The sequence below is a fragment of the Undibacterium sp. Ji83W genome, assembly GCF_049340385.1.
Lineage (GTDB): Bacteria > Pseudomonadota > Gammaproteobacteria > Burkholderiales > Burkholderiaceae_D > Undibacterium.
Genome location: NZ_JBMPOZ010000020.1, coordinates 58,662 through 81,846, shown reverse-complemented (window position 1 = coordinate 81,846; position 23,185 = coordinate 58,662). Strand labels below are relative to the sequence as shown.

The 23,185-nt window shown below is 49.4% G+C and carries 22 protein-coding genes; 21 read left to right on the top strand and 1 reads right to left on the bottom strand.

What is annotated here, in order from left to right; all coding sequences use genetic code 11:
• Positions 1-3 precede the first annotated feature (3 nt).
• The 5 genes from gspE (at position 4) to ACO0LD_RS24965 (ending at position 5,464) form a co-directional block, all read left to right on the top strand.
• Complete coding sequence (gspE, locus tag ACO0LD_RS24985) at positions 4-1,434, top strand: type II secretion system ATPase GspE (RefSeq protein WP_423011008.1); 1,431 nt, start codon at positions 4-6, stop codon at positions 1,432-1,434.
• A gap of 4 nt (positions 1,435-1,438) precedes the next feature.
• Entirely contained in the window at positions 1,439-2,659 is a 1,221-nt protein-coding gene (gene gspF, locus ACO0LD_RS24980; RefSeq protein WP_423011006.1) for a type II secretion system inner membrane protein GspF, read from the top strand.
• Positions 2,660-2,669: 10 nt separating this feature from the next.
• The gene (locus ACO0LD_RS24975; protein ID WP_423011004.1) at positions 2,670-3,269 is read left to right on the top strand and encodes a type II secretion system protein N; all 600 of its coding nucleotides are present in this window, start codon (positions 2,670-2,672) and stop codon (positions 3,267-3,269) included.
• Entirely contained in the window at positions 3,266-4,090 is an 825-nt protein-coding gene (locus tag ACO0LD_RS24970) for a uracil-DNA glycosylase (RefSeq protein ID WP_423011002.1), read from the top strand. The genes ACO0LD_RS24975 and ACO0LD_RS24970 overlap by 4 nt, the downstream gene beginning before the upstream one ends.
• A 102-nt stretch (positions 4,091-4,192) precedes the next feature.
• Positions 4,193-5,464: an HD-GYP domain-containing protein gene (locus tag ACO0LD_RS24965; protein ID WP_423011000.1), complete on the top strand. Its 1,272-nt coding sequence runs from the start codon at positions 4,193-4,195 to the stop codon at positions 5,462-5,464.
• A gap of 68 nt (positions 5,465-5,532) precedes the next feature.
• On the opposite strand, the gene ACO0LD_RS24960 is transcribed toward ACO0LD_RS24965, so the two are convergent.
• Positions 5,533-6,513, bottom strand: coding sequence for an NADPH:quinone oxidoreductase family protein (locus ACO0LD_RS24960; protein ID WP_423010998.1), 981 nt, complete (start codon positions 6,511-6,513; stop codon positions 5,533-5,535).
• A gap of 105 nt (positions 6,514-6,618) precedes the next feature.
• On the opposite strand from ACO0LD_RS24960, the gene surE reads away from it, so the two are divergent.
• The 16 genes from surE (at position 6,619) to hflX (ending at position 23,154) form a co-directional block, all read left to right on the top strand.
• Positions 6,619-7,356 (top strand): 5'/3'-nucleotidase SurE, encoded by a 738-nt coding sequence (gene surE / locus ACO0LD_RS24955; protein ID WP_423010996.1) that lies wholly within the window; start codon positions 6,619-6,621, stop codon positions 7,354-7,356.
• The gene (locus ACO0LD_RS24950) at positions 7,353-8,222 is read left to right on the top strand and encodes a protein-L-isoaspartate(D-aspartate) O-methyltransferase (protein WP_423010994.1); all 870 of its coding nucleotides are present in this window, start codon (positions 7,353-7,355) and stop codon (positions 8,220-8,222) included. Before surE ends, ACO0LD_RS24950 begins: the two co-directional genes overlap by 4 nt.
• Before the next feature lie 42 nt (positions 8,223-8,264).
• On the top strand, positions 8,265-9,215 hold the full coding sequence (locus ACO0LD_RS24945) for a peptidoglycan DD-metalloendopeptidase family protein (RefSeq protein ID WP_423010992.1): 951 nt from the start codon (positions 8,265-8,267) through the stop codon (positions 9,213-9,215).
• Between the two features lie 199 nt (positions 9,216-9,414).
• Positions 9,415-10,476 carry an RNA polymerase sigma factor RpoS gene (rpoS, locus tag ACO0LD_RS24940; RefSeq protein ID WP_423010990.1) on the top strand — a complete coding sequence of 354 codons (1,062 nt, stop codon included), beginning with the start codon at positions 9,415-9,417 and terminating at the stop codon, positions 10,474-10,476.
• A 118-nt stretch (positions 10,477-10,594) separates the two neighbouring features.
• Positions 10,595-11,929, top strand: coding sequence for a 23S rRNA (uracil(1939)-C(5))-methyltransferase RlmD (gene rlmD, locus ACO0LD_RS24935; RefSeq protein WP_423010988.1), 1,335 nt, complete (start codon positions 10,595-10,597; stop codon positions 11,927-11,929).
• Between the two features lie 222 nt (positions 11,930-12,151).
• Positions 12,152-12,577, top strand: coding sequence for a nucleoside-diphosphate kinase (gene ndk, locus ACO0LD_RS24930; protein WP_110253161.1), 426 nt, complete (start codon positions 12,152-12,154; stop codon positions 12,575-12,577).
• 86 nt (positions 12,578-12,663) lie between these two features.
• The gene (rlmN, locus tag ACO0LD_RS24925) at positions 12,664-13,824 is read left to right on the top strand and encodes a 23S rRNA (adenine(2503)-C(2))-methyltransferase RlmN (protein WP_423011101.1); all 1,161 of its coding nucleotides are present in this window, start codon (positions 12,664-12,666) and stop codon (positions 13,822-13,824) included.
• The gene (pilW, locus tag ACO0LD_RS24920) at positions 13,821-14,627 is read left to right on the top strand and encodes a type IV pilus biogenesis/stability protein PilW (protein WP_423010986.1); all 807 of its coding nucleotides are present in this window, start codon (positions 13,821-13,823) and stop codon (positions 14,625-14,627) included. The genes rlmN and pilW overlap by 4 nt, the downstream gene beginning before the upstream one ends.
• Positions 14,620-15,687 (top strand): helix-turn-helix domain-containing protein, encoded by a 1,068-nt coding sequence (locus ACO0LD_RS24915; protein WP_423010984.1) that lies wholly within the window; start codon positions 14,620-14,622, stop codon positions 15,685-15,687. Before pilW ends, ACO0LD_RS24915 begins: the two co-directional genes overlap by 8 nt.
• A 2-nt stretch (positions 15,688-15,689) precedes the next feature.
• Positions 15,690-16,967 carry a flavodoxin-dependent (E)-4-hydroxy-3-methylbut-2-enyl-diphosphate synthase gene (gene ispG / locus ACO0LD_RS24910; RefSeq protein WP_423010982.1) on the top strand — a complete coding sequence of 426 codons (1,278 nt, stop codon included), beginning with the start codon at positions 15,690-15,692 and terminating at the stop codon, positions 16,965-16,967.
• Positions 16,968-16,981: 14 nt separating this feature from the next.
• Complete coding sequence (gene hisS / locus ACO0LD_RS24905) at positions 16,982-18,340, top strand: histidine--tRNA ligase (protein WP_423010980.1); 1,359 nt, start codon at positions 16,982-16,984, stop codon at positions 18,338-18,340.
• 42 nt (positions 18,341-18,382) lie between these two features.
• Positions 18,383-19,039: a YfgM family protein gene (locus ACO0LD_RS24900; RefSeq protein WP_423010978.1), complete on the top strand. Its 657-nt coding sequence runs from the start codon at positions 18,383-18,385 to the stop codon at positions 19,037-19,039.
• Between the two features lie 12 nt (positions 19,040-19,051).
• Positions 19,052-20,212, top strand: a complete 1,161-nt coding sequence (bamB, locus tag ACO0LD_RS24895; RefSeq protein ID WP_423010976.1) for an outer membrane protein assembly factor BamB — start codon at positions 19,052-19,054, stop codon at positions 20,210-20,212.
• A gap of 5 nt (positions 20,213-20,217) precedes the next feature.
• Positions 20,218-21,561 (top strand): ribosome biogenesis GTPase Der, encoded by a 1,344-nt coding sequence (gene der, locus ACO0LD_RS24890; protein WP_423010974.1) that lies wholly within the window; start codon positions 20,218-20,220, stop codon positions 21,559-21,561.
• Positions 21,562-21,759: 198 nt separating this feature from the next.
• Positions 21,760-21,996 carry an RNA chaperone Hfq gene (gene hfq / locus ACO0LD_RS24885; RefSeq protein ID WP_162041076.1) on the top strand — a complete coding sequence of 79 codons (237 nt, stop codon included), beginning with the start codon at positions 21,760-21,762 and terminating at the stop codon, positions 21,994-21,996.
• 30 nt (positions 21,997-22,026) lie between these two features.
• A complete protein-coding gene (gene hflX, locus ACO0LD_RS24880) occupies positions 22,027-23,154 on the top strand; it encodes a GTPase HflX (protein WP_423010972.1) in 1,128 nt (375 codons plus the stop codon).
• Positions 23,155-23,185: the final 31 nt, after the last annotated feature.

Sequence of the window (23,185 nt, the reverse complement as noted above, 5' to 3'; positions counted from 1 at the left end):
ACCATGCTTGATCATCGTTTATTGCCTTATGGTTTTGCCAGGGACTTCTCTGTACTGGCCGTCAGGGACCATGCTGTTGTCAATGGTGTCGTTGAAATCCAGATTTCCAAGATGACGCCATCTGCAGCGATATCTGAAGTCGGGCGCAAGTTTGGCAAGGTCAAACTGCTCATGTTGCCCCATACAGAATTGTCTGAGGCGATTGCCAAGGCCTATGCCGGTTCTGGTGGCGATGCCGCCGACGTCGTGGGCGAAGTTGAGTCTGACCTGGACCTGGCCAAGCTCATGCTGGATATGCCAGCCATTGAAGACTTGCTTGAGTCGGCTGATGATGCGCCCGTGATACGCATGATCAATGCGCTACTGACGCAGGCTTTACGCGATGGTGCATCGGATATACACATAGAGCCGTTTGAGCAGATTTCCGTAGTACGCTTCCGCGTCGATGGTGCCTTGCGTGATGTGGTGCGACCCAAGAAAGCAATTCATGCATCTTTGATTTCGCGTATCAAGATCATGGCGCAACTGGATATTGCTGAGAAACGCTTGCCACAAGATGGCCGTATTACCTTGCGCATCGGTGGCAAGCCCGTCGATGTGCGGGTATCCACTTTGCCAACTGGTCACGGCGAACGTGCCGTACTACGCTTATTGGATAAAGAAGCAGGGCGTCTGGATCTCAGTCATCTGGGCATGAGTGCCGATGTGCTGACGCAATTCGATAAACTGATCGCACAACCGCATGGCATCGTGCTGGTGACAGGGCCAACAGGATCAGGCAAAACCACCACTTTGTACGCAGCCTTATCCAGGGTAAATGCCGGTACCACGAATATTCTGACGGTAGAAGATCCTATTGAATATGAGTTGGCAGGTGTTGGGCAGACGCAGGTGAATGCAAAAATCGAAATGACTTTTGCCAAGGCCTTGCGGGCAATTTTGCGGCAAGATCCTGATGTTATCATGATCGGAGAGATACGCGATCTGGAAACTGCGCAGATTGCCGTGCAGGCATCCTTGACAGGTCACCTGGTGCTGGCAACCCTGCATACCAATGACTCTGCTGCGGCAGTCACGCGTTTGCTGGACATGGGGATAGAACCCTTCCTGTTGTCTTCATCCTTGCTTGGCGTCGTCGCACAACGGCTGGTGCGCAAACTGTGTACTCATTGCCGTGTTGAAAAAGAAGGTACCTGGCATTCAGTCGGTTGCGAGCATTGCGGCCATACTGGTTATCAGGGACGTGTTGGCGTCTATGAATTATTGCAAACCACCGATGCGATTCGTGCCCAGATACATCATGAAGCAGCAGAAGCTGAAGTGCGCAAGGCAGCACAGGCCGATGGCATGAAAACCATGCGTGAAGATGGTGAGCGCTGGTTGAAAACTGGTGTCACTACGCCTGAAGAGTTGTTGCGCGTGACGAAGGAATAAGTACATGCCAGCATTTCGATATGAGGCTGTTGATACCACAGGCCATACCAGCAAAGGGGTATTGAATGCTGATAGTGCCAGGTCGGCACGCAGTGACTTGCGTGCCCAGGGTCTGGTGCCTGTCAGTGTTGAATCCATTGCCAGTCAGATGGATGCCGGTGGCAAGCGCAAAACCAGCTTGTTTGGCGACCACTTGTCGACGGTGGAAAATGCCTTGTTTACCCGGCAGTTGTCGAGTTTGCTGGAAGCCGGTTTGCCGCTGGAGCAGTCTTTGTCGGCCTTGCTCGAACAGTCTGAGCGCACTTATGTGCGCGACCTGGTTGGCTCGATACGCTCTGAAGTCATGGCAGGTAATTCATTGTCGGATGCCTTGAAGCAGCACCCCAATGATTTTGCAGACATCTATTGTGCCTTGGTGGCATCCGGTGAGCACATCGGGCATTTGTCGCGCGTACTGTCGCGCTTGGCCGATTACATAGAAAGACGCAATGCACTGGTGCAAAAAGTCAGGCTGGCGTTTACTTATCCGGCAATCGTGACTGTCGTGGCTTTTGCCATCGTAATTTTCTTATTGACTTATGTGGTGCCGCAAATCGTTTCTGTATTTGCCAATACCAAGCAGAAACTACCTTTTCTGACGCTGGTGATGCTGGCGATTTCTGACTTTGTACGTGCTTATGGCTGGATAGTAGCGATACTGGCTGCTGCTGCTTTTTCTTTATGGCGACTGGCGTTGCGTAATCCTGACTTCAAGATGCGCTGGCACCGCTGGTTATTGAATGCGCCCTTGTATGGCAAATTTGAACGCAGCCTGAACACGGCCAGGTTTGCCAGCACGCTGGCCATCACCACAGGGTCTGGCGTGCCGATCTTGCAAGCCTTGCAAACCAGCCGTGAAACGCTATCGAATGTGGCCATGCGTGCCCAGGTTGAAGAAGCAACTGCCAGCGTCAGGGAAGGTGTGGGCCTGGCGCGTGCCTTGTCAGCACACAAGCATTTCCCGCCCATGCTGATACACATGATACGTGCGGGTGAAGTGACTGGTGAGTTACCGGCTATGCTGGAGCGTGCTTCGAATACACAAGAACAAGACCTGGAACGCCGGGCAATGACCATGGCAGGTTTGCTGGAGCCGGTGTTGATTTTGACCATGGGTATTGTGGTCTTGCTCATCGTACTCGCAGTATTGATGCCTATCATAGAAATAAATCAATTGGTACGCTAAAAGGATAAAAATGAAACGCTTACCTGTCCTTGTGACGTTTATTATATTTATCGCACTTTGTGCATCTCTGAGCTTTTGGGCTCTGCGTTTGTTCAAGCCCCAGGCCAGGGCAGTTGCTGCAGGGTTTCAGCAAAACAGTTATGAGCCGGGAACCGGGCAGTGGGGTGGCATTTTCGGTAATAGCCAGGCCATGCAGGCTGCCGCTACCAACTATCAGTTAAAAGGTATTGTTTTGGCGAAGCGGGCTGAAAAGAGCCTTGCCATCATCAGTGCCAATGGCAAGCCAGCACTGGCTGTGGCCATGGACAAAGAAGTTGCCCCTGGCGTGATTTTGAAAGAAGTGCATGAACAATACGTGATGGTTTCTGAATCGGGAATCATGCGCCGTGTTGAAATGCCGCAAATGCCCGATATGAATCGTGGGCCGGTACAGATACCGCCTTTGAATCAGGCAAATACCGTGCCGCCACAAGTGGCACCAGTAGCTTTCCCTTCAGCCAGGCATAATGATGCGCCAGGTGGGCCGATAAGCAGCCCGCCACCGCCAATGGTGACACCAGGCCTGCCTACCGCTTCTCTGCCGTCTGCCATGCCGGGTGGGCAGCAATGACTTCATGGCAAGATGCCTGTCCTGAAGATATACGTTTAGCTATTGGGAAGGCGCATTCATCCTGGCGACCTGTGATAGAGGCAGGATTGCAAAGAGTGCATGTGGCCAGTCCAAACTATTTTTCAGGTTTGATGTCTTCCGTCTATCTGCCCAGTCAAGCCAGATTATTTGCTGCTTTCTCCATGCCTATGGATGACGTGCGCTATATCCTGATGGGCGAAGGACCATATCCACGCGCAGACAGTGCAACAGGCTATTGTTTTATGGACGGCGCAGTAAAAAGCCTGTGGTCAGATGAAGTGGGCGGTGGCTTATCCAAGAAAGTCAATCGCGCCACGTCTTTGCGTAATTTCATGAAGATGTTGCTGGTGACCTCGGCTCATTTGCAGCAAGAGGCAACCGCAGGGGATGCCATGGCTGCTGTCGCAAGTCTGGCGCGCAAGCCAGAGAGCGGTTTTGTGCAGACACTGGATGATTTGCAGCAAAACCTCATCGGGCAGGGATTCTTGTTATTGAATGCCAGCCTGGTGTTTCGTGAAGATACTGCCCCGGTAAAAGATGCGAAAGCATGGCAGCCATTTTTGCAAACAGTTTTATCCGCTCTGCATCAACATCAGAAAGCACATGCAGTCCAGTTAGCAGTACTGGTTTTATGGGGCAAGATTGCCGAGCAGTTGCGTGCCATGCCTGAAGCTGCGCTTTATGAGCAAATTTGTGCGGAACATCCATATAACCTGAGTTTCATTGGCAATAAAACCATGCAGGATTTTTTCCGGCCCATGAATTTGCTGAGCAACTTGCCTGAAAGAAAAATTTTGTAATATGCTGCTTTAACTGCTGGCTTGTAGGCGGGCTTTGTAGAATAATTGGATGACATATCTTGAAGCTTTATTTGCTTATCCAATCTACAACTTTTCCCGCCTATGTTGAAGAAAATTGAAATTGCTCAACTGAGGGTTGGCATGTATGTGCAGGAACTATGCAGTTCCTGGATAGACACACCATTTTGGCAAAAGTCTTTTATCCTGGCAGAAGCAGAAGAATTAAAAAAAATTCAAGCCACCAGAATTCGTCATGCCTGGATAGATGTCAGTAAGGGGCTGGACGTTTTGTCTGAAGCGGTAGAAAAACCGCCAGTCAAACCACAGGCTGAGCCACAAGCCGAGCCACAAGCTGAACCCACTCCAGAGCCTCTTCCTGCTTCAATAGCTCCTCCCCGTCAAATTAGCACTGTCTCCATGGATGATGAATTGGGACGCGCTTCAGCCATAGTCAGTAAATCCAAGCAAGCCGTGTTTACCATGTTTAATGAAGCGCGCATGGGTAAGGTGGTTGATGTTGGCAATGCGCAGACCATGGTGGAAGAGATCGCTGATTCTGTCATGCGTAATCCCGGTGCCCTGATCGGTTTGGCCAGATTGAAAACCAAGGACGATTACACCTACATGCATTCGATTGCCGTATGCGCTCTGATGGTGGCATTGGCAAAGCAACTGGGTTTGTCTGAAGAAGCAACCAGGGAAGCTGGCCTGGCAGGTTTGCTGCATGACATAGGCAAGATGATGGTGGATGCCGACATTTTGAATAAGCCGGGCAAGCTGACTGACGCTGAATTCGTCTCAGTCAAGGAACATCCCGTAGCCGGTTACAAAATGTTGAAAGAAGCCAAGGGCGTCAGTGCTATTGCCCTTGATGTATGCCTGCATCATCACGAAAAAATAGATGGCAGTGGTTACCCCAGACGTTTGAAGGGGGAAGAAATAAGCTTGTATGCGCGCATGGGTGCGGTATGCGATGTGTATGACGCAATTACCTCTGATCGTCCCTATAAGCAAGGCTGGTGTCCTGCAGAATCTCTACGCAAAATGGCAGAATGGAGTAGTGGTCATTTTGATGAGAAAATATTCCAGGCTTTCGTCAAAAGCATAGGTATTTTCCCTGTTGGTACGCTGGTAAAACTGGAATCTGGTCGTCTGGCCGTCGTGGTCGAGCAACAAGTGGGCAAGTCGCTATTGCTACCCAAGGTAAGAATCTTTTTTTCAGTCAAATCCATGGCTTACATTACGCCGGAACTGATCGATCTATCCCGGCTGGGAAGCAATGACAAGATAGCTTCGCGTGAAGATGCAGCCAAATGGGGTATAAAGGATATCAATCGTTACTGGTTGGGTGATACCGCCAATAACCGTTCATAAGCAGGTTTTTGCAAAAAAAACCTCACGGTCAAGTGAGGTCTGAACAATCTTGTACTACTTGTTCTACGTCATTTTTCAGGTTGTATGACTATCTTGCCAGTGACCTTGCGTGCCGCCAGGTCATTCAAGGCTGCTGGTGTATCTTTAAGTGCATAGCGGCCAGAAATATGTGGTTTGATTTTTCCTTCATGCAGCCAGCCCATCAATTCACGCATGGCAGCAAGATTCGCTTTGGGCTCGCGCTTGGCGAACTCGCCCCAAAACACGCCAACCAGCGAAGCCCCTTTCAGTAAGGTCAGGTTTAAAGGCAGCTTGGGTATTTCACCATTGGCAAAACCCACTACCAGATAGCGGCCACGCCAGCCTATCGAGCGGAAAGCCGGTTCTGCATAAATTCCGCCTACCGGATCATAAATAACGTCCGGGCCTTTACCTTCAGTGGCTGCTTTGATGGCTTCGCGCAAGTCCTGGTTGCTGTAATTGATGGTGACATCGGCACCATGTTGTTTGCAAACTTCCAGTTTTTCATCGGTGGATGCAGCGGCAATGACACGTGCGCCCAGGGCTTTGCCAATTTCTATGGCCGCCAGACCGACACCACCCGCAGCACCCAGCACCAGCATGGTTTCTCCAGCTTTCAATTGGGCGCGATCAACTACTGCATGGTGGGACGTGCCGTAGGTCAGGGTAATCGCTGCTGCAATATCAAAGTCCATGCCAGGTGGCATAGGCATGACGGCGTTGGCAGGGGCAACTACCTGTTGTGCAAATGCACCATTACCGATAAAGGCAATCACCTTGTCGCCAACTTTGACATGGCTGACACCTTCACCAACGGCATACACGATGCCAGACAATTCACTGCCGGGGGTAAATGGCAGCTCAGGTTTGAACTGATACTTGTTTTGTATGATCAACACGTCCGGGAAGTTGACACCGGCCGCCTTGACGTTGATGGCAACCTGGCCGGATGCCGGTACCAAATCTGGTAAGTCTACTATCGCCAAAGTGTCTGGCAATCCCCATTCCTTGCAAACAACAGCTTTCATTTTAGTGTCTCCATAAAATAGTACGACCGTTTGATTTTGTGATTATGCCGTAAAAATCTGTTCTCTGTAGAAATTTATATTTCAGCATCAGGTAGAATACAAAGCATGAAAATTCTGATCAGTAATGATGATGGTTATCTGGCTCCAGGTATCTTGGCGCTGGCTGAAGCCATGGCATCGATAGCCGAGGTAACCGTAGTGGCACCCGACAGTAATCGTTCCGGGGCGTCGAATGCATTGACGCTGGACAGACCATTGAGTGTGCAGCGTGCCAGCAACGGTTTTTACTTCGTGAATGGTACTCCTTCTGACTGCGTGCACATTGCCCTGACCGCCATCATGAAGGATAAACCTGATCTGATCGTCTCGGGCATCAATCAGGGACAGAATATGGGTGACGATACTTTGTATTCAGGTACTGTTGCTGCAGCGACTGAAGGATTTTTATTCGGGATTCCTGCAATTGCTTTTTCACAAACCGAAAAAGCCTGGACGCATCTGGACGCAGCTGCCCGTATTGCGCTTGACATGGTGAAGCGCGGTTTCCCGGGGCTGGCTAGCCCATACTTGTTGAATGTGAATATACCGAATCTGCCGTTTGATGAGATCAAGGGCGTGCGCAAGGCGCGTCTGGGCAAGCGTCATACATCTGAGCCCGTCATCCACATGACGGACCCGCATGGCAGGGATATTTACTGGATAGGGCCGCCAGGTGCGGCACGAGACGCCAGTGCAGGAACAGACTTTGATACAACATCCAGACATTTTGTATCAGTGACACCTTTGCAGATAGATTTGACGAATACCCGGCAGTTGGCTGATCTGGATATGGATTTTGCATGACGACCAAGGATAAGCGTTTCCCTTTAACCTTGTCTTCCGTGGTTAACCAAAAAGACAAAGTTGGTGGTGGGGCAGTGCGGCATACAGCCATGCCGCAAACTGCCATGCGTAATGCTGCACATCATTTGAGTGGTGTTGCTGCAGCGAAAGCGGCAAAGTCGCAGCAGTTGCATGTGCCGCAGGGCGCTGCGGGTTCTTCATCAGGATTGTCACCATCTCTGTTGTCCGGTCCCTTGGTCTCTGAAGGAGTAAGGCGGGCCATGGTTGCGCGCGTTGCGCAACAAGGGGTTAAAGATGCTACCGTGCTGGCAGCCCTGCAAGCAGTACCCAGGCACTTGTTTTTGGAGTCTGGCATGGCCAGTCAGGCCTATATTGATGCCTCTTTGCCCATAGGTCATCATCAAACCATTTCGCAACCCTATATTGTTGCCCGCATGCTGGAGATAATGCGCAATGGTGGCAAGCTTGAGCGCGTACTCGAAATTGGTACTGGTTGCGGCTACCAGGCTGCTGTCTTGTCAGTCATGGTCAAAGAAGTATATTCAATAGAGCGCATCAAGGCTCTGCATGAACTGGCTAAAAGTAATTTGCGCCCTATGCGCATCGCCAATATCAGACTTTTATATGGTGATGGCATGCTGGGTTTGCCGGGTGAGGCACCGTTTGACGGTATCATATTGGCAGCAGCGGGAATGGAAGTGCCGCAGACCTTGCTGAAACAGTTGCGGGTGGGCGGTCGACTGGTTGCACCAGTGGGTGGGCGCAATCAGGTATTGCAATTGATTGAACGTGTATCCACTTACGAATGGAATAGCTCTGTGATGGAATCCTGCCATTTTGTACCCTTGCATCCTGGTGTAATTTAGCCTTGCTCCCGGTGACAATGAATTTGATAGATTAAAAAAGAAATGAAGAAAATACAGAAAATATTACAAGCTGGCATGGCAATAACGGTACTTGCAGCCATGACCGCGTGTACTACCGGCATACAGAATAAAGCGCCCGTGGTAGAGCGAGGGTTTGATCCGCGGCCTTTTGATCCGCCTCCTGTTGAAGTCGTCAAGCCTGTCGTAAAAACCCCGGATAATACGCGCGGTACTTATGTGGTCAAACGTGGTGATGGCCTGTACAGGATCGCCCTCGACCATGGTCAAAGTTATAGCGACCTGGTTGCTTGGAATGACTTGAAAAACCCGAATGATATCAAGGTAGGGCAGGTTTTGCGGGTAGCGCCACCAGATGGTACTCAGGGGGCGCAGACGACGGGAGTGGCATCGAACGCTGGGATTGAAGTCAAGCCTCTGCCAGTGAATGCTGCTACCAACAAAACAAGCCCGCGTGGCGATAAGCGGCCGTTTTCGGAGGCTAACCTTGCTGAGTTGCAGAAAACAGATGCGACGGCAGTGGCATCTGTTACACCGGCAGTGCCTGTAATTAAATCTGAAACCACTGCGCCAACCAAGGCAGCAGAGCCAGTATCTGCCGAATCTGAAAATGTTGAGTGGATATGGCCTGCTGACGGTAAAGTCCTGGCGACATTTGACGATGTTAAGAACAAGGGCTTCGATATTGCTGGCAAGATGGGGCAGGATGTTCTGTCAGCAGGTGCCGGCAAAGTTTTATATGCAGGCAGTGGCATTCGTGGTTATGGTAATCTGGTGATTATTAAACACACCAGCACCTTGCTGTCAGCTTATGCGCATAATAAGTCCATACTCGTTAAAGAGGGGCAAAGCATAGGTAAGGGGCAAAAAATTGCTGAAATGGGAAATTCTGACAGTGACACTGTGAAGCTGCATTTTGAAATCCGGGTGCAGGGTAAGCCAGTTGATCCGGCGAGATATCTGCCTGCTCGCTAGCTCATTTGCGAAGTCATCGTGCTAAGTCATTGCGCTGGTTTGTTGTGAAGATGCAGCAAGTGTAGATGTTTTGTCTAAATTGACAGCTTTTTGTGTAGGTATTTTCAGAAAAACTGTATTGGTAAATTAATATTGGCGTTTTTAGAAATAATTTGTTCAAGCAAGACTCACTTACCGGACTCGCAAACTAGCACAGATCATGCATAACAATTTAAGCACTTATAAGCTGGAAAATTCTGCCGCTAGCGATGAATCGGACATGTCTGCCGATGCTGCTGATGGAGACGCGCATCCTGCTTCTGATGCTGCGGATATTGATGATGCAGCAGATCTGACGCAGGAGGGGCAAGACGAGCAAAGTGAAGATCCGGCTGCGCTGATTGTTGCCCCTATTGACGAGCTAAAAAATGTTCTTGCTGCCGAACTTTCTACAGATACCACTCAATACTATTTGAATCAGATAGGTACGCGGCCCTTGTTTGCCTCGGCTGAAGAATTGCATTACGCAACGCTGGCCAAGCAAGGTAATTTTGAAGCCAGGCAAAAAATGATAGAGCACAACCTGCGCCTGGTTGTGTCTATTGCCAAACACTATATCAATCGTGGCGTTGCCTTGCTCGATATGATAGAAGAAGGCAATCTGGGCTTGATGCATGCGATAGACAAGTTTGAGCCTGAACGGGGCTTTCGCTTTTCAACATATGCAACCTGGTGGATACGTCAAAGTATAGAGCGCGCCATCATGAATCAGGCCAGGACCATACGCCTGCCAGTGCACATGGTGCGTGAGTTGAATCAGATATTGCGGGCCAAGTACCACCTTGAATCACAAAGGCGCGATGGCAGGGACGCAGCGCTGGAAGATATTGCCCTGTTGGTCGACCGGCCGGTAGATGAAGTCCAGGATATCCTGACCTTATCGGAGCATGCAACTTCGCTTGATACGCCGCTTGACAATGATCCTCAATCAAGTCTCATGGATATGTTGCCCGGCGATAGCGATGATGCGCCAGACATACGGGCAGAGCAACACGAAATGACCATCCTTGTCAGAGATTGGTTGTCAAAATTACCTGATAAGCAACGCATCGTCATCGTCCGCCGCTTTGGTCTGGATAATGATGATCCGGCAACGCTGGAAACCCTGGCGGATGAAATGGGGATTACCCGCGAGCGCGTTCGTCAGATACAGCAAGAGGCGTTGATTAAGCTCAAACGTTCATTTGCCTCACGTGGTGTAGGGCGTGACTCTGTACTTTAAAGCGCATTCCTTGGTCAATTCGAATATTTCTTGAGATGCGCATCCGCGCATCTCTTATAATTCCGTCTTTTAAATCTCACTTCCTACCGGCGTGATATGTTTTGCGCCGCCAATTTCCATGAATACAATAGAAATTCGCTCTTTAGATATGGACGCGCGTGGCGTCGGTAATTTGCAAAATGAAGATGGCACCACGGGTAAGGTAGTCTTTGTTGATGGCGCACTGCCGGGTGAATTGGTGGAGTTCAGCACCTACAAGAAGAAAGCCAGTTGGGAAGCGGCGACCATGATGAGTGTGGTACGCGAGTCATCCCAGCGTGTTGAACCTAAATGTGAATTTTTTGGCACCTGTGGCGGTTGCTCCATGCAACATCTGGATGCCAGTGCACAGGTGGCCATGAAGCAGCGCGTGCTGGAAGATAATCTCTGGCATATCAGTAAGATCAAATCCGACATCATGCTGCGCCCCATCATAGGTCCAACCTGGGGTTACCGCTACCGTGCCCGTCTGTCAGTGCGTCATGTGATCAAAAAAGGCACGGTATTGGTCGGTTTTCATGAGAAAAAATCGCGCTATGTCGCGAATATGGAAACCTGTGAGATATTACCTGCGCATGTTTCTGCAATGCTCATGCCTTTGCGTGGTTTGGTCGCGTCTTTGTCTATCGTTGAGGCTTTGCCGCAAATTGAGTTGGCGATAGGTGAGGGTGTCACTGCCATGGTCTTGCGCATCATGGCGCCATTGACCAAGGATGATGAAGTTAAATTGAAGGCATTTGCAGATCAGTATCAGGTGCAATGGTGGTTGCAAACCAAGGGGCCGGATACTGCCGAGCCTTATTATCCCGCGACCAGTGATTTGCATTATTTGCTGCCAGAATTTGGCGTAAAAATGCCTTTCAAGCCTACTGATTTCACACAGGTGAATCATCATATCAACCGTGTGCTGGTGGCACGCGCCTTGCGCATGCTGGATGTGCAAAAAGATGAACGTATTGCCGACCTGTTCTGCGGTCTGGGCAATTTTACTTTGCCCATTGCCACCCTGGCGAAGGAAGTGGTTGGTATTGAGGGTAGTGATGCCCTGACCGAGCGTGCTTTGGAAAATGCCAAACACAATGGTCTGGCTGGCAAAACATCATTTAGTACGCGCAATTTGTTTGAAATAACTGCGCAAGATTTCGTCAAGTTGGGCAAATTTGACCGCTTTTTGATCGATCCACCGCGTGATGGTGCCATGGCTGTTTGCCAGGCGCTGATTGATCTGGGCGAAATTGCACCTGAATTAAAGCCCAAGCGCCTGGTCTATGTCTCATGCAGTCCCTCCACCTTGGCCAGGGATGCTGGTATGCTGGTCAATCAGGCTGGTTACCGCCTCAGCAGTGCTGGTGTCATCAATATGTTCCCTCATACATCCCATGTGGAATCCATGGCAGTTTTTGATCTGATCTAGATTTTACGGCGGCAAATTCACCAATACTGCTAACAATTGACAGTGGATTTGCCTTGATGCAATGAAATCCTTATTTCAGATAATAAAAGTTTAATTGATCCAGCCTGCGACCAATTGTATTTCTTGAAAGACATATCTGGGATGGTGGTTTCATGTTAAAATCTAAGGTTAGATGAATTCTTGAAATTTTTCTTAACCCTTTCTTTTTATTGGAGTTTTTAGATGGCTATCGAACGTACATTGTCTATTATTAAGCCTGATGCAGTTGCAAAAAACGTCATCGGTCAAATTTACAGCCGCTTTGAAGGCGCTGGCCTGAAAGTAGTTGCTGCCCGTATGGCGCAGTTGTCCCGTGCTGAAGCTGAAGGTTTCTACGCTGTTCACAGCGCACGTCCTTTCTTCAAGGATCTGGTTGATTTCATGATCTCCGGTCCTGTGATGATCCAGGTTCTGGAAGGCGAAGGCGCAATTTTGAAAAACCGTGACCTGATGGGCGCGACAGATCCTAAGAAAGCAGATGCTGGCACTATCCGTGCTGACTTCGCTGATTCTATCGATGCTAACGCTGTTCATGGTTCTGATGCTCCAGAAACAGCTGCTGTGGAAATCGCTTACTACTTCCCAGCGTTGAACGTTTATTCCCGTTAATTCAGACTTTGTCTGCATGTAACAGAATAAAGAATTAAGATATACACCTCATGCGGTCTGGTGCTGTATGAGGTGCGAAAGAGAAGATCATGACGGTACTCACAAATTTATTGGATCTGGATCCAGCACAGCTCGTTGCGTATTGCGGCGACTTGGGTGAGAAGCCGTTTCGTGCCAAGCAATTGCAGCGCTGGATACACCAGTTTGGCGCCAGTTCGTTTGATGAAATGACAGACCTCGCGAAATCCCTGCGCGAGAAGCTCGCTACGCGGGCGATGATTGCCGCTCCCGCTGTGATCAGTGACCATACTTCTACAGATGGCACTAGAAAATGGCTGGTCGATGTCGGTCAGGGTAATGCTGTAGAGACTGTATTTATTCCTGAAGAAAACCGTGGCACCCTGTGTATTTCTACTCAGGCAGGCTGCGCTGTGAATTGCCGCTTTTGTTCTACTGGCAAACAAGGTTTTAACCGTAACCTGAGTGTGGGCGAAATCATCGGCCAGCTCTGGATGGCAGAATTTGAATTGCGCAAGACCAAAGGTATTGCTCCCGGCCACAAGGGCGAACGTCAGATCACCAATGTGGTCATGATGGGCATGGGTGAGCCTTTGCTGAATTTTGAACCAACTGTGACTGCTTTGCGTCTCATGCTCGATGATAATGCCTATGGCTTGTCGCGCCGCCGTGTGACACTGTCTACCAGTGGTGTGGTCCCCATGATAGACAAGCTGTCGCAGGAATGTCCGGTGGCACTGGCGGTGTCCCTGCATGCGTCGAATGATACTTTGCGTGACAGCCTGATACCCCTGAACAAGAAGCATCCCTTGCAGGAGTTGATGGCGGCTTGTAAGCGCTATCTGGAATTTGCACCACGCGATTTCGTGACGTTTGAATATTGCATGCTGGATGGTGTCAATGATACTGATGCGCATGCGAGAGAATTGATAGAACTGGTGCGCGATGTGCCGTGCAAGTTTAACCTGATTCCTTTTAATCCTTTTCCGGAATCTGGGCTGAAACGATCGGCCAACCCGCGCATTAAAGCTTTTGCGCAGATTTTGCTGGATGCAGGCTTGGTAACAACAACACGTAAAACCCGTGGTGATGATATTGACGCGGCTTGTGGTCAGTTGGCTGGAGAAGTGCAAGACAGAACACGCGTGCAAGAGCGCATGCAAAAGATGGCGGAATATCAAAAGAAGTTTGGCGAAAATTTTGGCAAGATCGTGGAGATCACTCAGTGAAAATTTTTCAAATGCGTCAGTGTTTTTTTACCGGGGTGCTGTTGGTCGTGGCGCTCTCCTTGTCTGCATGTGCATCCAGGCGCCTGGAGGGTGACAGGCCAGAGGAAAACATGTCTGCCGAAAAGCAGGATGCACAAAAACGTGCATCCATACGCATGCAGTTGGCTGTGGGCTATTATCAGCAGGGGCAACTGAAAGTCGCCCTGGAGGAGATACGTCAAGTCCTGGTGATTGCACCTGATCTGGTTGATGCTTTCAGTCTGCGCGCACTGATTTTTATGGATATGGGCGAAAAGCAATTGTCTGAAGATAATTTTCTGCATGCACTGAAGCTGGCACCAGGCAATAGTGATATTGGTAATAATTATGGCTGGTTTTTGTGCCTGAACGGGCGTGAAAAGCAAGGCCTGGTATATCTGGATAGTGCAATTAAGGACCCTGCGTATACCGCACCAGGCAAGGCATTGAATAATGCTGGTCTGTGCAGCTTGCGTATGAAAGATTCAATTGGTGCTGAACGCTATTTTATGCAAGGCTTGCGCGAAGACCCGGGCAATCCGGCGATTAATGCCAATTTGGCTGATGTATTGTATAAGCGCGGGGAATACAAGCAAGCGCGGTTTTATATCGGTCGAGTGCTTAAGTTTGAAGTGTTGGCTGCAGATGTCTTGTGGCTGGCCATGAAAATTGAAAAAAAACTGGGTGATGAGGCTGCACTGAATAGCCTGGGCACGCAATTGCGTCGTCGTCATCCAAATTCAAAAGAATTTTCCCTGTACCAACGTGGAGTGTTTGATGAGTGATGCGGGCGCGAATTTACCTGTAGAACCTTTGGCCTCGGAGATAGTTGAGAACAAAGCTATTTTGTCTGTGGTGCAGACTGCTGGTGCGCAACTGTCTGCTGCGCGTGTTCAATTGGGTTTGAGTCTGCAGCAGGTTGCAGATCAACTCAAGTTGTCTCAGCGACAAATACTTGCGCTGGAAAATAATCAGTTCGACGATTTGCCCAAGATGGTGATAGTGCGTGGTTTTGTGCGCTCTTATGCCAAGCTTCTCAAGCTTGACCCAGTACCAATTATCGATTCGCTGCCGGCAGAAAAAGGCTTGGGCGGTTTGGATGCGGATTTGCGTCCCACCCTGGCAACGCCGTTCATGGAGTCGCGCACGCCTTTCCTGGGGCGGCAAGATGCCAATAATAATCGCAAGTATGTGATTGGCGCTGTTGTGCTTGCAGTTTGTGCCCTGGTTTTTGTTGCTGTGCAAAAGCTGGAGCAGAATGATTATTTCAAGAATTTGATATCTACCCAGCCCGCAAAAAAAACTCCTGATGCCGAACTTGAAAAGCCACTGGAAAGTACTCCGCCTGCTACCGTAAAGCCGGAAGCTGAAAAATCCCCTGCGTCGACTATTCCTACCGTGCTTGGTACTGCCAATGAGGCAAAGCCGGAAGCTCAGGATGCTGTCGCTCCACCTAAGTTGAATCAGGAAGTGCCGGGCGCGTCAGCGTCGGCAGTTGTTCAGCAAAGCCCTGCACCTGCGACCATATCTGCTCCCGTTTTGGCCCCAGCCCCAGCCCCAGTTTCTATCCCTGCGGTAGCGTCAACTCAGCCAGTTGCCGATGCAGCTAATAATCAGCTGAAATTGAAATTCCGGCAGGATTCATGGATACAGGTAAAACGTGAAAACGGCACCGTCGTAACTTCTCATCTCGCTAAAGCTGGTACTGAAGAAGTATTTGACATGAAAGAAGCATTACAGTTAAGGATAGGCAATGCTGCCGGTGTGGATGGCTGGTTGCGTGGCAAGTCCATGGGGATTGCACCGGGCAAAGATAGTAATGTCATTAATATGAATGTGAAGTAAAGATGACGGATTTTTTATCAGAAATTGGTTCTGGTCCCAAGCTTAGACGCGCTTCCCGTTCTGCCAAGGTTGTTTATGGTGCCCGCGAAGTTCTTGTTGGTGGCGGTGCTCCTGTCGTAGTGCAGTCCATGACGAATACCGACACAGCAGACGTGATCGGCACTGCGATACAAATCAAGGAATTGGCCAGGGCCGGTTCTGAGTTGGTGCGTATCACAGTCAATAATGCTGAGGCCGCAGCGGCGGTGCCGGCGATACGTGAGCAGCTCGATAGAATGGATATCGATGTGCCTCTGGTAGGTGATTTTCACTACAATGGCCACACTCTGCTGAATGATTTTCCTGACTGTGCCAGGGCTTTATCCAAGTACAGAATTAATCCCGGCAATGTAGGGCAGGGTGCCAAGCGCGATACCCAGTTTGCCCAGATGATAGAAATGGCTTGCCGCTACGATAAGCCAGTACGTATAGGTGTTAACTGGGGTAGCCTGGACCAGGCTTTGCTGGCGCGCATCATGGACGACAATGCCAAACGTGCTACGCCATGGAGTGTGCAGGCAGTCATGTATCAAGCCCTGATCACCTCTGCCATTGAGAGTGCGCAAAAAGCAGAAGAATTGGGTCTGGCTGGTGACAAGATTATTCTGTCTTGCAAAGTATCTGGAGTGCAAGATTTGATCGCGGTTTACCGCGAGCTGGCGGCGCGTTGTGATTATCCCTTGCACCTTGGCCTGACCGAGGCGGGCATGGGCAGCAAGGGCATCGTTGCTTCCACCGCAGCGCTGTCTGTGCTGATGCAAGAAGGCATAGGAGACACCATACGCATATCACTGACGCCAGAGCCAGGTGGCGATCGCTGCAGAGAAGTTATTGTCGGGCAAGAGATTTTGCAGACCATGGGTCTGCGTAAATTCACACCTATGGTCATTGCCTGCCCTGGTTGCGGCAGAACCACCTCTACTGTATTCCAGGAGTTGGCTGATGATATCCAGAGCTTCTTGCGTAATCAGATGCCAGTCTGGAAAAGTCAGTACCCAGGTGTTGAAAATATGAACGTCGCCGTCATGGGCTGTATCGTTAATGGTCCCGGTGAATCCAAACATGCCAATATCGGTATCAGTTTGCCAGGCACGGGCGAGTCACCTGCCGCGCCAGTCTTTATTGATGGTGCCAAGGCGCTTACCTTGCGTGGCGACCGCATTGCAGAAGAGTTTCAGGACATCGTGCTGGAATATGTCAAGAGTCACTATGCCCCAGTGCATGGCGTAATAAATAATTAAATCAGGTAGCAAGCATGTCGGAAATAAAAAAAGCAGAAAAAATCGCCGGGGTGAAAGGGATGAACGACCTTTTGCCGGACGACGCCCCGTTGTGGGAGTTGTTTGAAAATACTGTGCAATCCGTGTTGAAGAGTTACGGCTTTCAGCAAGTCCGTACCCCCATCGTTGAACCTACCAATTTGTTTGCGCGTGGTTTGGGTGAAGTAACTGATGTCGTTGAAAAGGAAATGTATTCCTTTGAAGACTCCATGAATGGCGACAAGCTGACTTTGCGTCCTGAAGGTACGGCTGGTGTCGTACGTTCTGCGATTGAACATAATCTTGTCTATGATGGCCCAAGGCGCTTGTGGTATACCGGCCCCATGTTCCGCCACGAAAGACCGCAGCGTGGCCGTTATCGTCAATTTCATCAAGTTGGTGCTGAAGCGCTGGGCTTTACCGGCCCCGATATTGATGCGGAACTGATTATGATGTGCCAGCGTTTTTGGGATGACCTGGGCTTGGATAAGGTGCGCCTGGAATTGAATTCCATAGGCGATGCAGAAGAAAGAAATCAGCACAAGGCTGCATTGATCGCTTATTTTGAACAACATCAGGATATCCTCGATGCGGAAGCAAAAAGGCGTTTGTTGACCAATCCTTTGCGTATTCTGGACACCAAAAACCCAGCCATGCAAGAGATGGTTAATGCAGCGCCAAAATTGCTCGACTATCTGGGTGCAGAATCCCTGGCACATTTTGAAGGTGTGCAAAAGATTTTGCGTCACAACAGCATTCCATTCACGATCAACCCCCGTCTGGTGCGCGGCCTTGATTACTACAACCGTACCGTATTTGAATGGATTACTGACGAATTGGGTTCGCAGGGCACGGTGTGCGCTGGTGGTCGTTATGATGCCTTGTTTGGTATTTTTGGTGGCAAGCCAACACCAGCCTGTGGTTTTGCCATGGGTATAGAGCGTTTGCTGGAATTGATGAAAGCCAATGGTGACGTGCATCAACCTGCAATGTGCGATGCATATCTGGTCCATCAGGGGGCGGAGGCGCAAATGCAAGCCATGGTATTAAGTGAGCGTTTGCGTGATGCAGGTCTGGATGTTGTGTTACATTGCGCAACTGCCAACGGTGTGGGTAGTTTCAAGTCGCAAATGAAGAAGGCTGACGGCAGCGGTGCTGCTTACGCGGTCATCATTGGTGAAGATGAGGCAAATAATAATACGGTGAGTATCAAGGAATTGCGTGCTGGCGATACTGAAAATAATCAGGTCAACGTACCCTTCGATACAGCAGTGGATTATCTGGTCGATCAAATCGCCGGTAGTGCAGACGCGGATTGCTGTGATGATCCAAATCATCACCATGTGCACCATTAATCCATATTGAACATATTAATAACATAGATAGACGAAGACGCTATGGCATACAATTTAGAAGAACAAGAGCAGTTAGATAATCTCAAGGCAATCTGGAAAAAATACGGCAATATGGCGACCTGGGTGCTTATCGCCGCCCTGGCCACCTACGCTGGCTGGACTGCCTGGTCCTCGCGTCAAAACAATCAGGCATTGCAAGCTTCCCAGTTATATGAGGAGATGCAAAAATCTGTTGTTGCCAAAGATAATGCCAAAGTACAGGCAGTAGCAGAAGATCTGAAAACCAAATTTGCTTCTACTTCGTATGCGCCTATGGCTGCATTGGTGGCTGCCAAGAGTGCGTTTGATGCAAATGATCTGAAAGCAGCCAAGAGCCAGTTGCAATGGGTTGCTGATACTTCCAAGGCAGATGACTATAAGGCGTTGGCAAAAATACGCCTGGCAGGTATCTCTCTGGATGAAAAAGCCTATGACGAAGCCTTGAAGCAATTGTCGGGCACTTTCCCTGAGCAATTTGACGCTGATGTGCTTGATGCTAAAGGTGATATTTACATCGCGCAAAATAAGATTGAAGAGGCACGTACAGCTTACAAGTCAGCTTTGGAAAAAATGTCGGATAAAAGTCCAGGTCGCCAGGCTCTGCAAATGAAGCTGGATGTGATCGGTGGCGTGACAGATGCTAAAGTTGTCAGTAAATAAGGGGAATCATACATGCAATTTTCTGCCAAGCTACTCGTAGCGTCATCTGCATTTCTGGCTTTGACTGGTTGTTCTACGCTGTCGTCATTGAATCCGTTCTCATCAAAATCCGATGCAAAAAATCAGCCAGCTGTTTTGACTGACATCAAGGCCACAATGGCGATCAAGCCTAGCTGGACTGTTGCCATTGGTGCTGCAGGCAATTATGTTTTTTCTCCTGCTGTATATGCGCAGAATGTCTATGTGGCCGCAGCTGATGGCGCACTGGCACGTATAGAAGTGGCGACTGGTCGTACTGTCTGGCGCATCAATGCTGGCATGCGCCTGACTGCCGGTGTTGGTGTCGATGGCACAACCGTTGCTGTTGCAGGTGAAAAAGGTCAGGTACTGGCATTCGACCTGGATGGTAAATTGCGTTGGAAAGTGCAAAGCACAAACGAGATTTTATCAGCCCCGGCCGTTGGTCAGGGCCTGGTTGTCGTGCGCAGCATTGATAACAAGGTCAGTGCTTATGATCTTACTACTGGTGAGCGTAAATGGTCGATAGAGCGTCCATTGCCACCTTTGACTCTGCGTCTCGCCCCTGGCATTGTGATACATGAGCAGCAGGCAATTGTTGCCATGCCTGGTGGTCGTATGTCTGCGCTGGCATTGAATAATGGTGGTTTGCGCTGGGAAGCAACAGTAGGCGAGCCTAAGGGAGCTACTGAGCTCGAACGCGTTGCCGATGTTTCCGGCGCGCCCGTGATCATGGGTAGCGATATCTGTGCCAGTTCTTATCAGGGCAGGGTAGCCTGTTTTGATGTCGGTACTGGTGCTCTGCGCTGGGGTAAGGCATTGTCCAGTGAAGTTGGTGTCAGTGTCGACGAGCGCTTTGTCTTTGCAGCAGACGTAGCTGGTGCAGTAAATGCCTTTGCGCGTAATGGCGGTGCAAGTGCCTGGCGTAATGATAAACTCAGTTATCGTCGTCTTTCCGCCCCAATTTCATATGACCGCGCAGTGGCGGTTGGTGATTTCGCAGGTTATGTCCACTTCCTTTCCAGGGAAGATGGTTCTTTCATCGGACGTGTTACTACCGATGGTAGTCAGATTTTAGCGGCGCCTTTAGTGGTCGATGCTAAACTGATCGTTCAAACAAAATCAGGATCAGTGGTTGCTCTTGCAACCGAGTAATAATAATGAAGCCGGTTATCGCACTTATAGGCCGACCTAACGTCGGCAAATCCACGCTGTTCAATCGGCTCACACGTTCACGCGACGCTTTGGTCGCAGATTTACCTGGCTTGACCAGGGACAGGCATTACGGCGAAGGCCGTGTTGGTGAACGCCCCTTTTTGGTGATTGATACAGGTGGTTTCGAGCCTGTCGCCAAAGAAGGCATCATGCATGAAATGGCCAAGCAGACTAAACAGGCTGTGGCTGAAGCAGATGTTGTTGTTTTTATCGTCGATGGCCGTCAAGGTCTGACGCCGCATGACAAAACCATCACAGATTTCCTGCGCAAATCAGGTCGCTCCGTCATGTTGGTGGTGAATAAGGCTGAAGGTATGAAATATACCTCGGTTACTGCAGACTTTTATGAGCTGGGCCTGGGAGATCCTTATGTGATCTCATCTGCTCATGGTGATGGCGTGTCGGATCTGGTCGAAGAAATGCTTGATATCGCTTTTGCCCAGCGACCGCCAGAAGTGGAAGAGCCTGAACCTAATGTAAGAGGTATCAAGATTGCCATCGTTGGCCGACCTAACGTTGGTAAATCGACTTTGGTGAATACCTTGTTGGGTGAAGAAAGGGTGATTGCCTTTGACATGCCTGGTACTACCCGTGATTCCATAGAAATACCTTTCGAGCGTGATGGCGTTCATTACTCCTTGATCGATACTGCAGGTATCCGTCGTCGCGGTAAGGTTTTTGAAGCGATAGAGAAATTTTCTGTCGTTAAAACCCTTCAGTCTGTATCGGAAGCCAATGTCGTGCTGCTGCTGCTTGATGCGCAGCAGGATATTTCGGAGCAGGATGCGCATATCGCCGGTTTTATCCTGGAATCTGGCCGTGCCCTGGTTGTTGGTGTCAATAAATGGGATGGTTTGCAAAGTGACAGGCGTGATGAAATCAAATTGGATATTGAGCGCAAACTTAATTTCCTGACATTTGCCAAATTCCACTTCATTTCAGCACTCAAATCGACTGGTATCGCTCCTTTGATGAAGTCCATCGATGCTGCGTATGCTGCTGCGATGGTCAACCTGTCTACGCCCAAGCTTACGCGTGCCTTGATTGAGGCTGTAGAGCATCAGCAACCCAAGCGCAAGGGCTCCATCCGTCCCAAGTTGCGTTACGCCCATCAGGGTGGACAAAATCCACCTATTATCGTCATTCATGGCAATGCACTGGAAGCAGTGGGCGATGTATATAAACGCTATCTTGAAAAACACTTCCGTGAGACTTTCTCGCTGACTGGCACTCCCCTGAGAATTGAAATGCGTTCTGGCAAGAATCCGTTTGATAAGACATCCAAATAAGGTCGTCCAAGTAAATTTACTGGCAAGTATCAAAATGTAAAAAAAGCTTGGTTCATATCCTTTTGCAGTGAAATTTAAGCAAGGGATATGCAATTAAGATAAAAATAGATTACATTACTTTGTAATCAACTTCTGGGAATACTTGTATTCTGATAAGTAGTCCCCAACTCCTAATCACAACAACACAATGGAGCTGTTATGAGCAATAAAGGGCAATTATTACAAGACCCATTTCTGAACGCTTTGCGTAAAGAACATATTCCTGTATCAATTTATCTGGTCAATGGCATCAAGTTACAAGGCCATATCGAATCTTTCGATCAGTATGTGGTTTTGCTGCGCAATACTGTGACGCAAATGGTTTACAAGCATGCTATCTCCACCGTCGTGCCAGCGCGCGCTGTCAGCATCAACACTGAGCCAGAGGCAGAGTAATTTTTGAGTACTGAATTAAAGAAGTCGTCTATGCGCGCCGCTTTAGTCGGTGTTGATTTCGGTAAGGACGACTTTGCCGCCAGTCTGGAAGAACTATCTTTGCTCTCGCAATCTGCGGGGGCGGAGCCCGTCACAACCATCACTTGCAAACGATCCAGTCCTGATGCTGCTTTTTTTGTTGGTAGTGGTAAGGCCGATGAGATTGCGCATGCTGTCGCCGATGCTGCGCTGGATATAGTCATATTCAATCATGCACTTTCTCCAGCGCAACAAAGAAATCTGGAACGCCACCTGAAGGTCAGAGTGGTGGACCGCACCAGTTTGATACTGGATATTTTTGCCCAGCGCGCCCAAAGTCACGAGGGTAAGGTGCAAGTAGAATTGGCCCAGTTGCAACATCTGGCCACGCGTTTGATACGCGGCTGGACGCATCTGGAAAGGCAAAAGGGTGGTATAGGCTTGCGTGGTCCAGGTGAAACCCAGCTGGAAACTGACCGTCGTTTATTGGGCGATCGGGTCAAAATGCTCAAGCAAAAGCTCGACAAGCTGCATAAACAAAGAGAAACCCAAAGACGGTCCCGTGGGCGTAGCAATACCTTATCGGTTTCTCTGGTTGGTTACACCAATGCTGGTAAGTCAAGTTTGTTCAATGCAATGACAAAAGCGGGAGCTTATGCCGCCGACCAATTGTTTGCAACGCTGGATACCACTTCACGCCGACTTTATCTTGGTGATGCAGGGAGTGTTGTAATTTCTGATACGGTAGGTTTCATTAGGGAATTGCCGCATCAACTGGTTGCTGCATTTCGGGCTACATTGGAAGAAACAATACACGCGGACTTGTTATTGCATGTAGTGGACGCAAGTAGTCCTGTGCGCTTCGACCAGATTCAACAAGTCAATCAAGTGCTGCAGGAAATTGGTGCTGATCATATTCCACAGATACTTGTATGGAATAAGATAGATCTTGCTGGCCTGGAACCATCGGTCGAGGTGGATGAGTGTGATAAAATCCAAAGGGTTTTTTTGAGCGCTCGCACTGGGGCAGGTATAGGTTTATTACGCGAATCCATAGCCGAGTTCGCATTGGCAAAAATGTCTGGCATTGTGCAATCAGCAACCCCAGAGGCAGTTGATGCCCGCTTTGATTTTCAGTAGTCCAACCCACTATTCATTGGATAGCGACAGA

Coding starts and splice junctions, on each gene's coding strand:
- gspE (WP_423011008.1), top strand. CDS start 4: ATGCTTGATCATCGTTTATTGCCTTATGGTTTTGCCAGGGACTTCTCT.
- gspF (WP_423011006.1), top strand. CDS start 1,439: ATGCCAGCATTTCGATATGAGGCTGTTGATACCACAGGCCATACCAGC.
- ACO0LD_RS24975 (WP_423011004.1), top strand. CDS start 2,670: ATGAAACGCTTACCTGTCCTTGTGACGTTTATTATATTTATCGCACTT.
- ACO0LD_RS24970 (WP_423011002.1), top strand. CDS start 3,266: ATGACTTCATGGCAAGATGCCTGTCCTGAAGATATACGTTTAGCTATT.
- ACO0LD_RS24965 (WP_423011000.1), top strand. CDS start 4,193: ATGTTGAAGAAAATTGAAATTGCTCAACTGAGGGTTGGCATGTATGTG.
- ACO0LD_RS24960 (WP_423010998.1), bottom strand. CDS start 6,513: ATGAAAGCTGTTGTTTGCAAGGAATGGGGATTGCCAGACACTTTGGCG.
- surE (WP_423010996.1), top strand. CDS start 6,619: ATGAAAATTCTGATCAGTAATGATGATGGTTATCTGGCTCCAGGTATC.
- ACO0LD_RS24950 (WP_423010994.1), top strand. CDS start 7,353: ATGACGACCAAGGATAAGCGTTTCCCTTTAACCTTGTCTTCCGTGGTT.
- ACO0LD_RS24945 (WP_423010992.1), top strand. CDS start 8,265: ATGAAGAAAATACAGAAAATATTACAAGCTGGCATGGCAATAACGGTA.
- rpoS (WP_423010990.1), top strand. CDS start 9,415: ATGCATAACAATTTAAGCACTTATAAGCTGGAAAATTCTGCCGCTAGC.
- rlmD (WP_423010988.1), top strand. CDS start 10,595: ATGAATACAATAGAAATTCGCTCTTTAGATATGGACGCGCGTGGCGTC.
- ndk (WP_110253161.1), top strand. CDS start 12,152: ATGGCTATCGAACGTACATTGTCTATTATTAAGCCTGATGCAGTTGCA.
- ACO0LD_RS24915 (WP_423010984.1), top strand. CDS start 14,620: ATGAGTGATGCGGGCGCGAATTTACCTGTAGAACCTTTGGCCTCGGAG.
- ispG (WP_423010982.1), top strand. CDS start 15,690: ATGACGGATTTTTTATCAGAAATTGGTTCTGGTCCCAAGCTTAGACGC.
- hisS (WP_423010980.1), top strand. CDS start 16,982: ATGTCGGAAATAAAAAAAGCAGAAAAAATCGCCGGGGTGAAAGGGATG.
- ACO0LD_RS24900 (WP_423010978.1), top strand. CDS start 18,383: ATGGCATACAATTTAGAAGAACAAGAGCAGTTAGATAATCTCAAGGCA.
- bamB (WP_423010976.1), top strand. CDS start 19,052: ATGCAATTTTCTGCCAAGCTACTCGTAGCGTCATCTGCATTTCTGGCT.
- der (WP_423010974.1), top strand. CDS start 20,218: ATGAAGCCGGTTATCGCACTTATAGGCCGACCTAACGTCGGCAAATCC.
- hfq (WP_162041076.1), top strand. CDS start 21,760: ATGAGCAATAAAGGGCAATTATTACAAGACCCATTTCTGAACGCTTTG.
- hflX (WP_423010972.1), top strand. CDS start 22,027: ATGCGCGCCGCTTTAGTCGGTGTTGATTTCGGTAAGGACGACTTTGCC.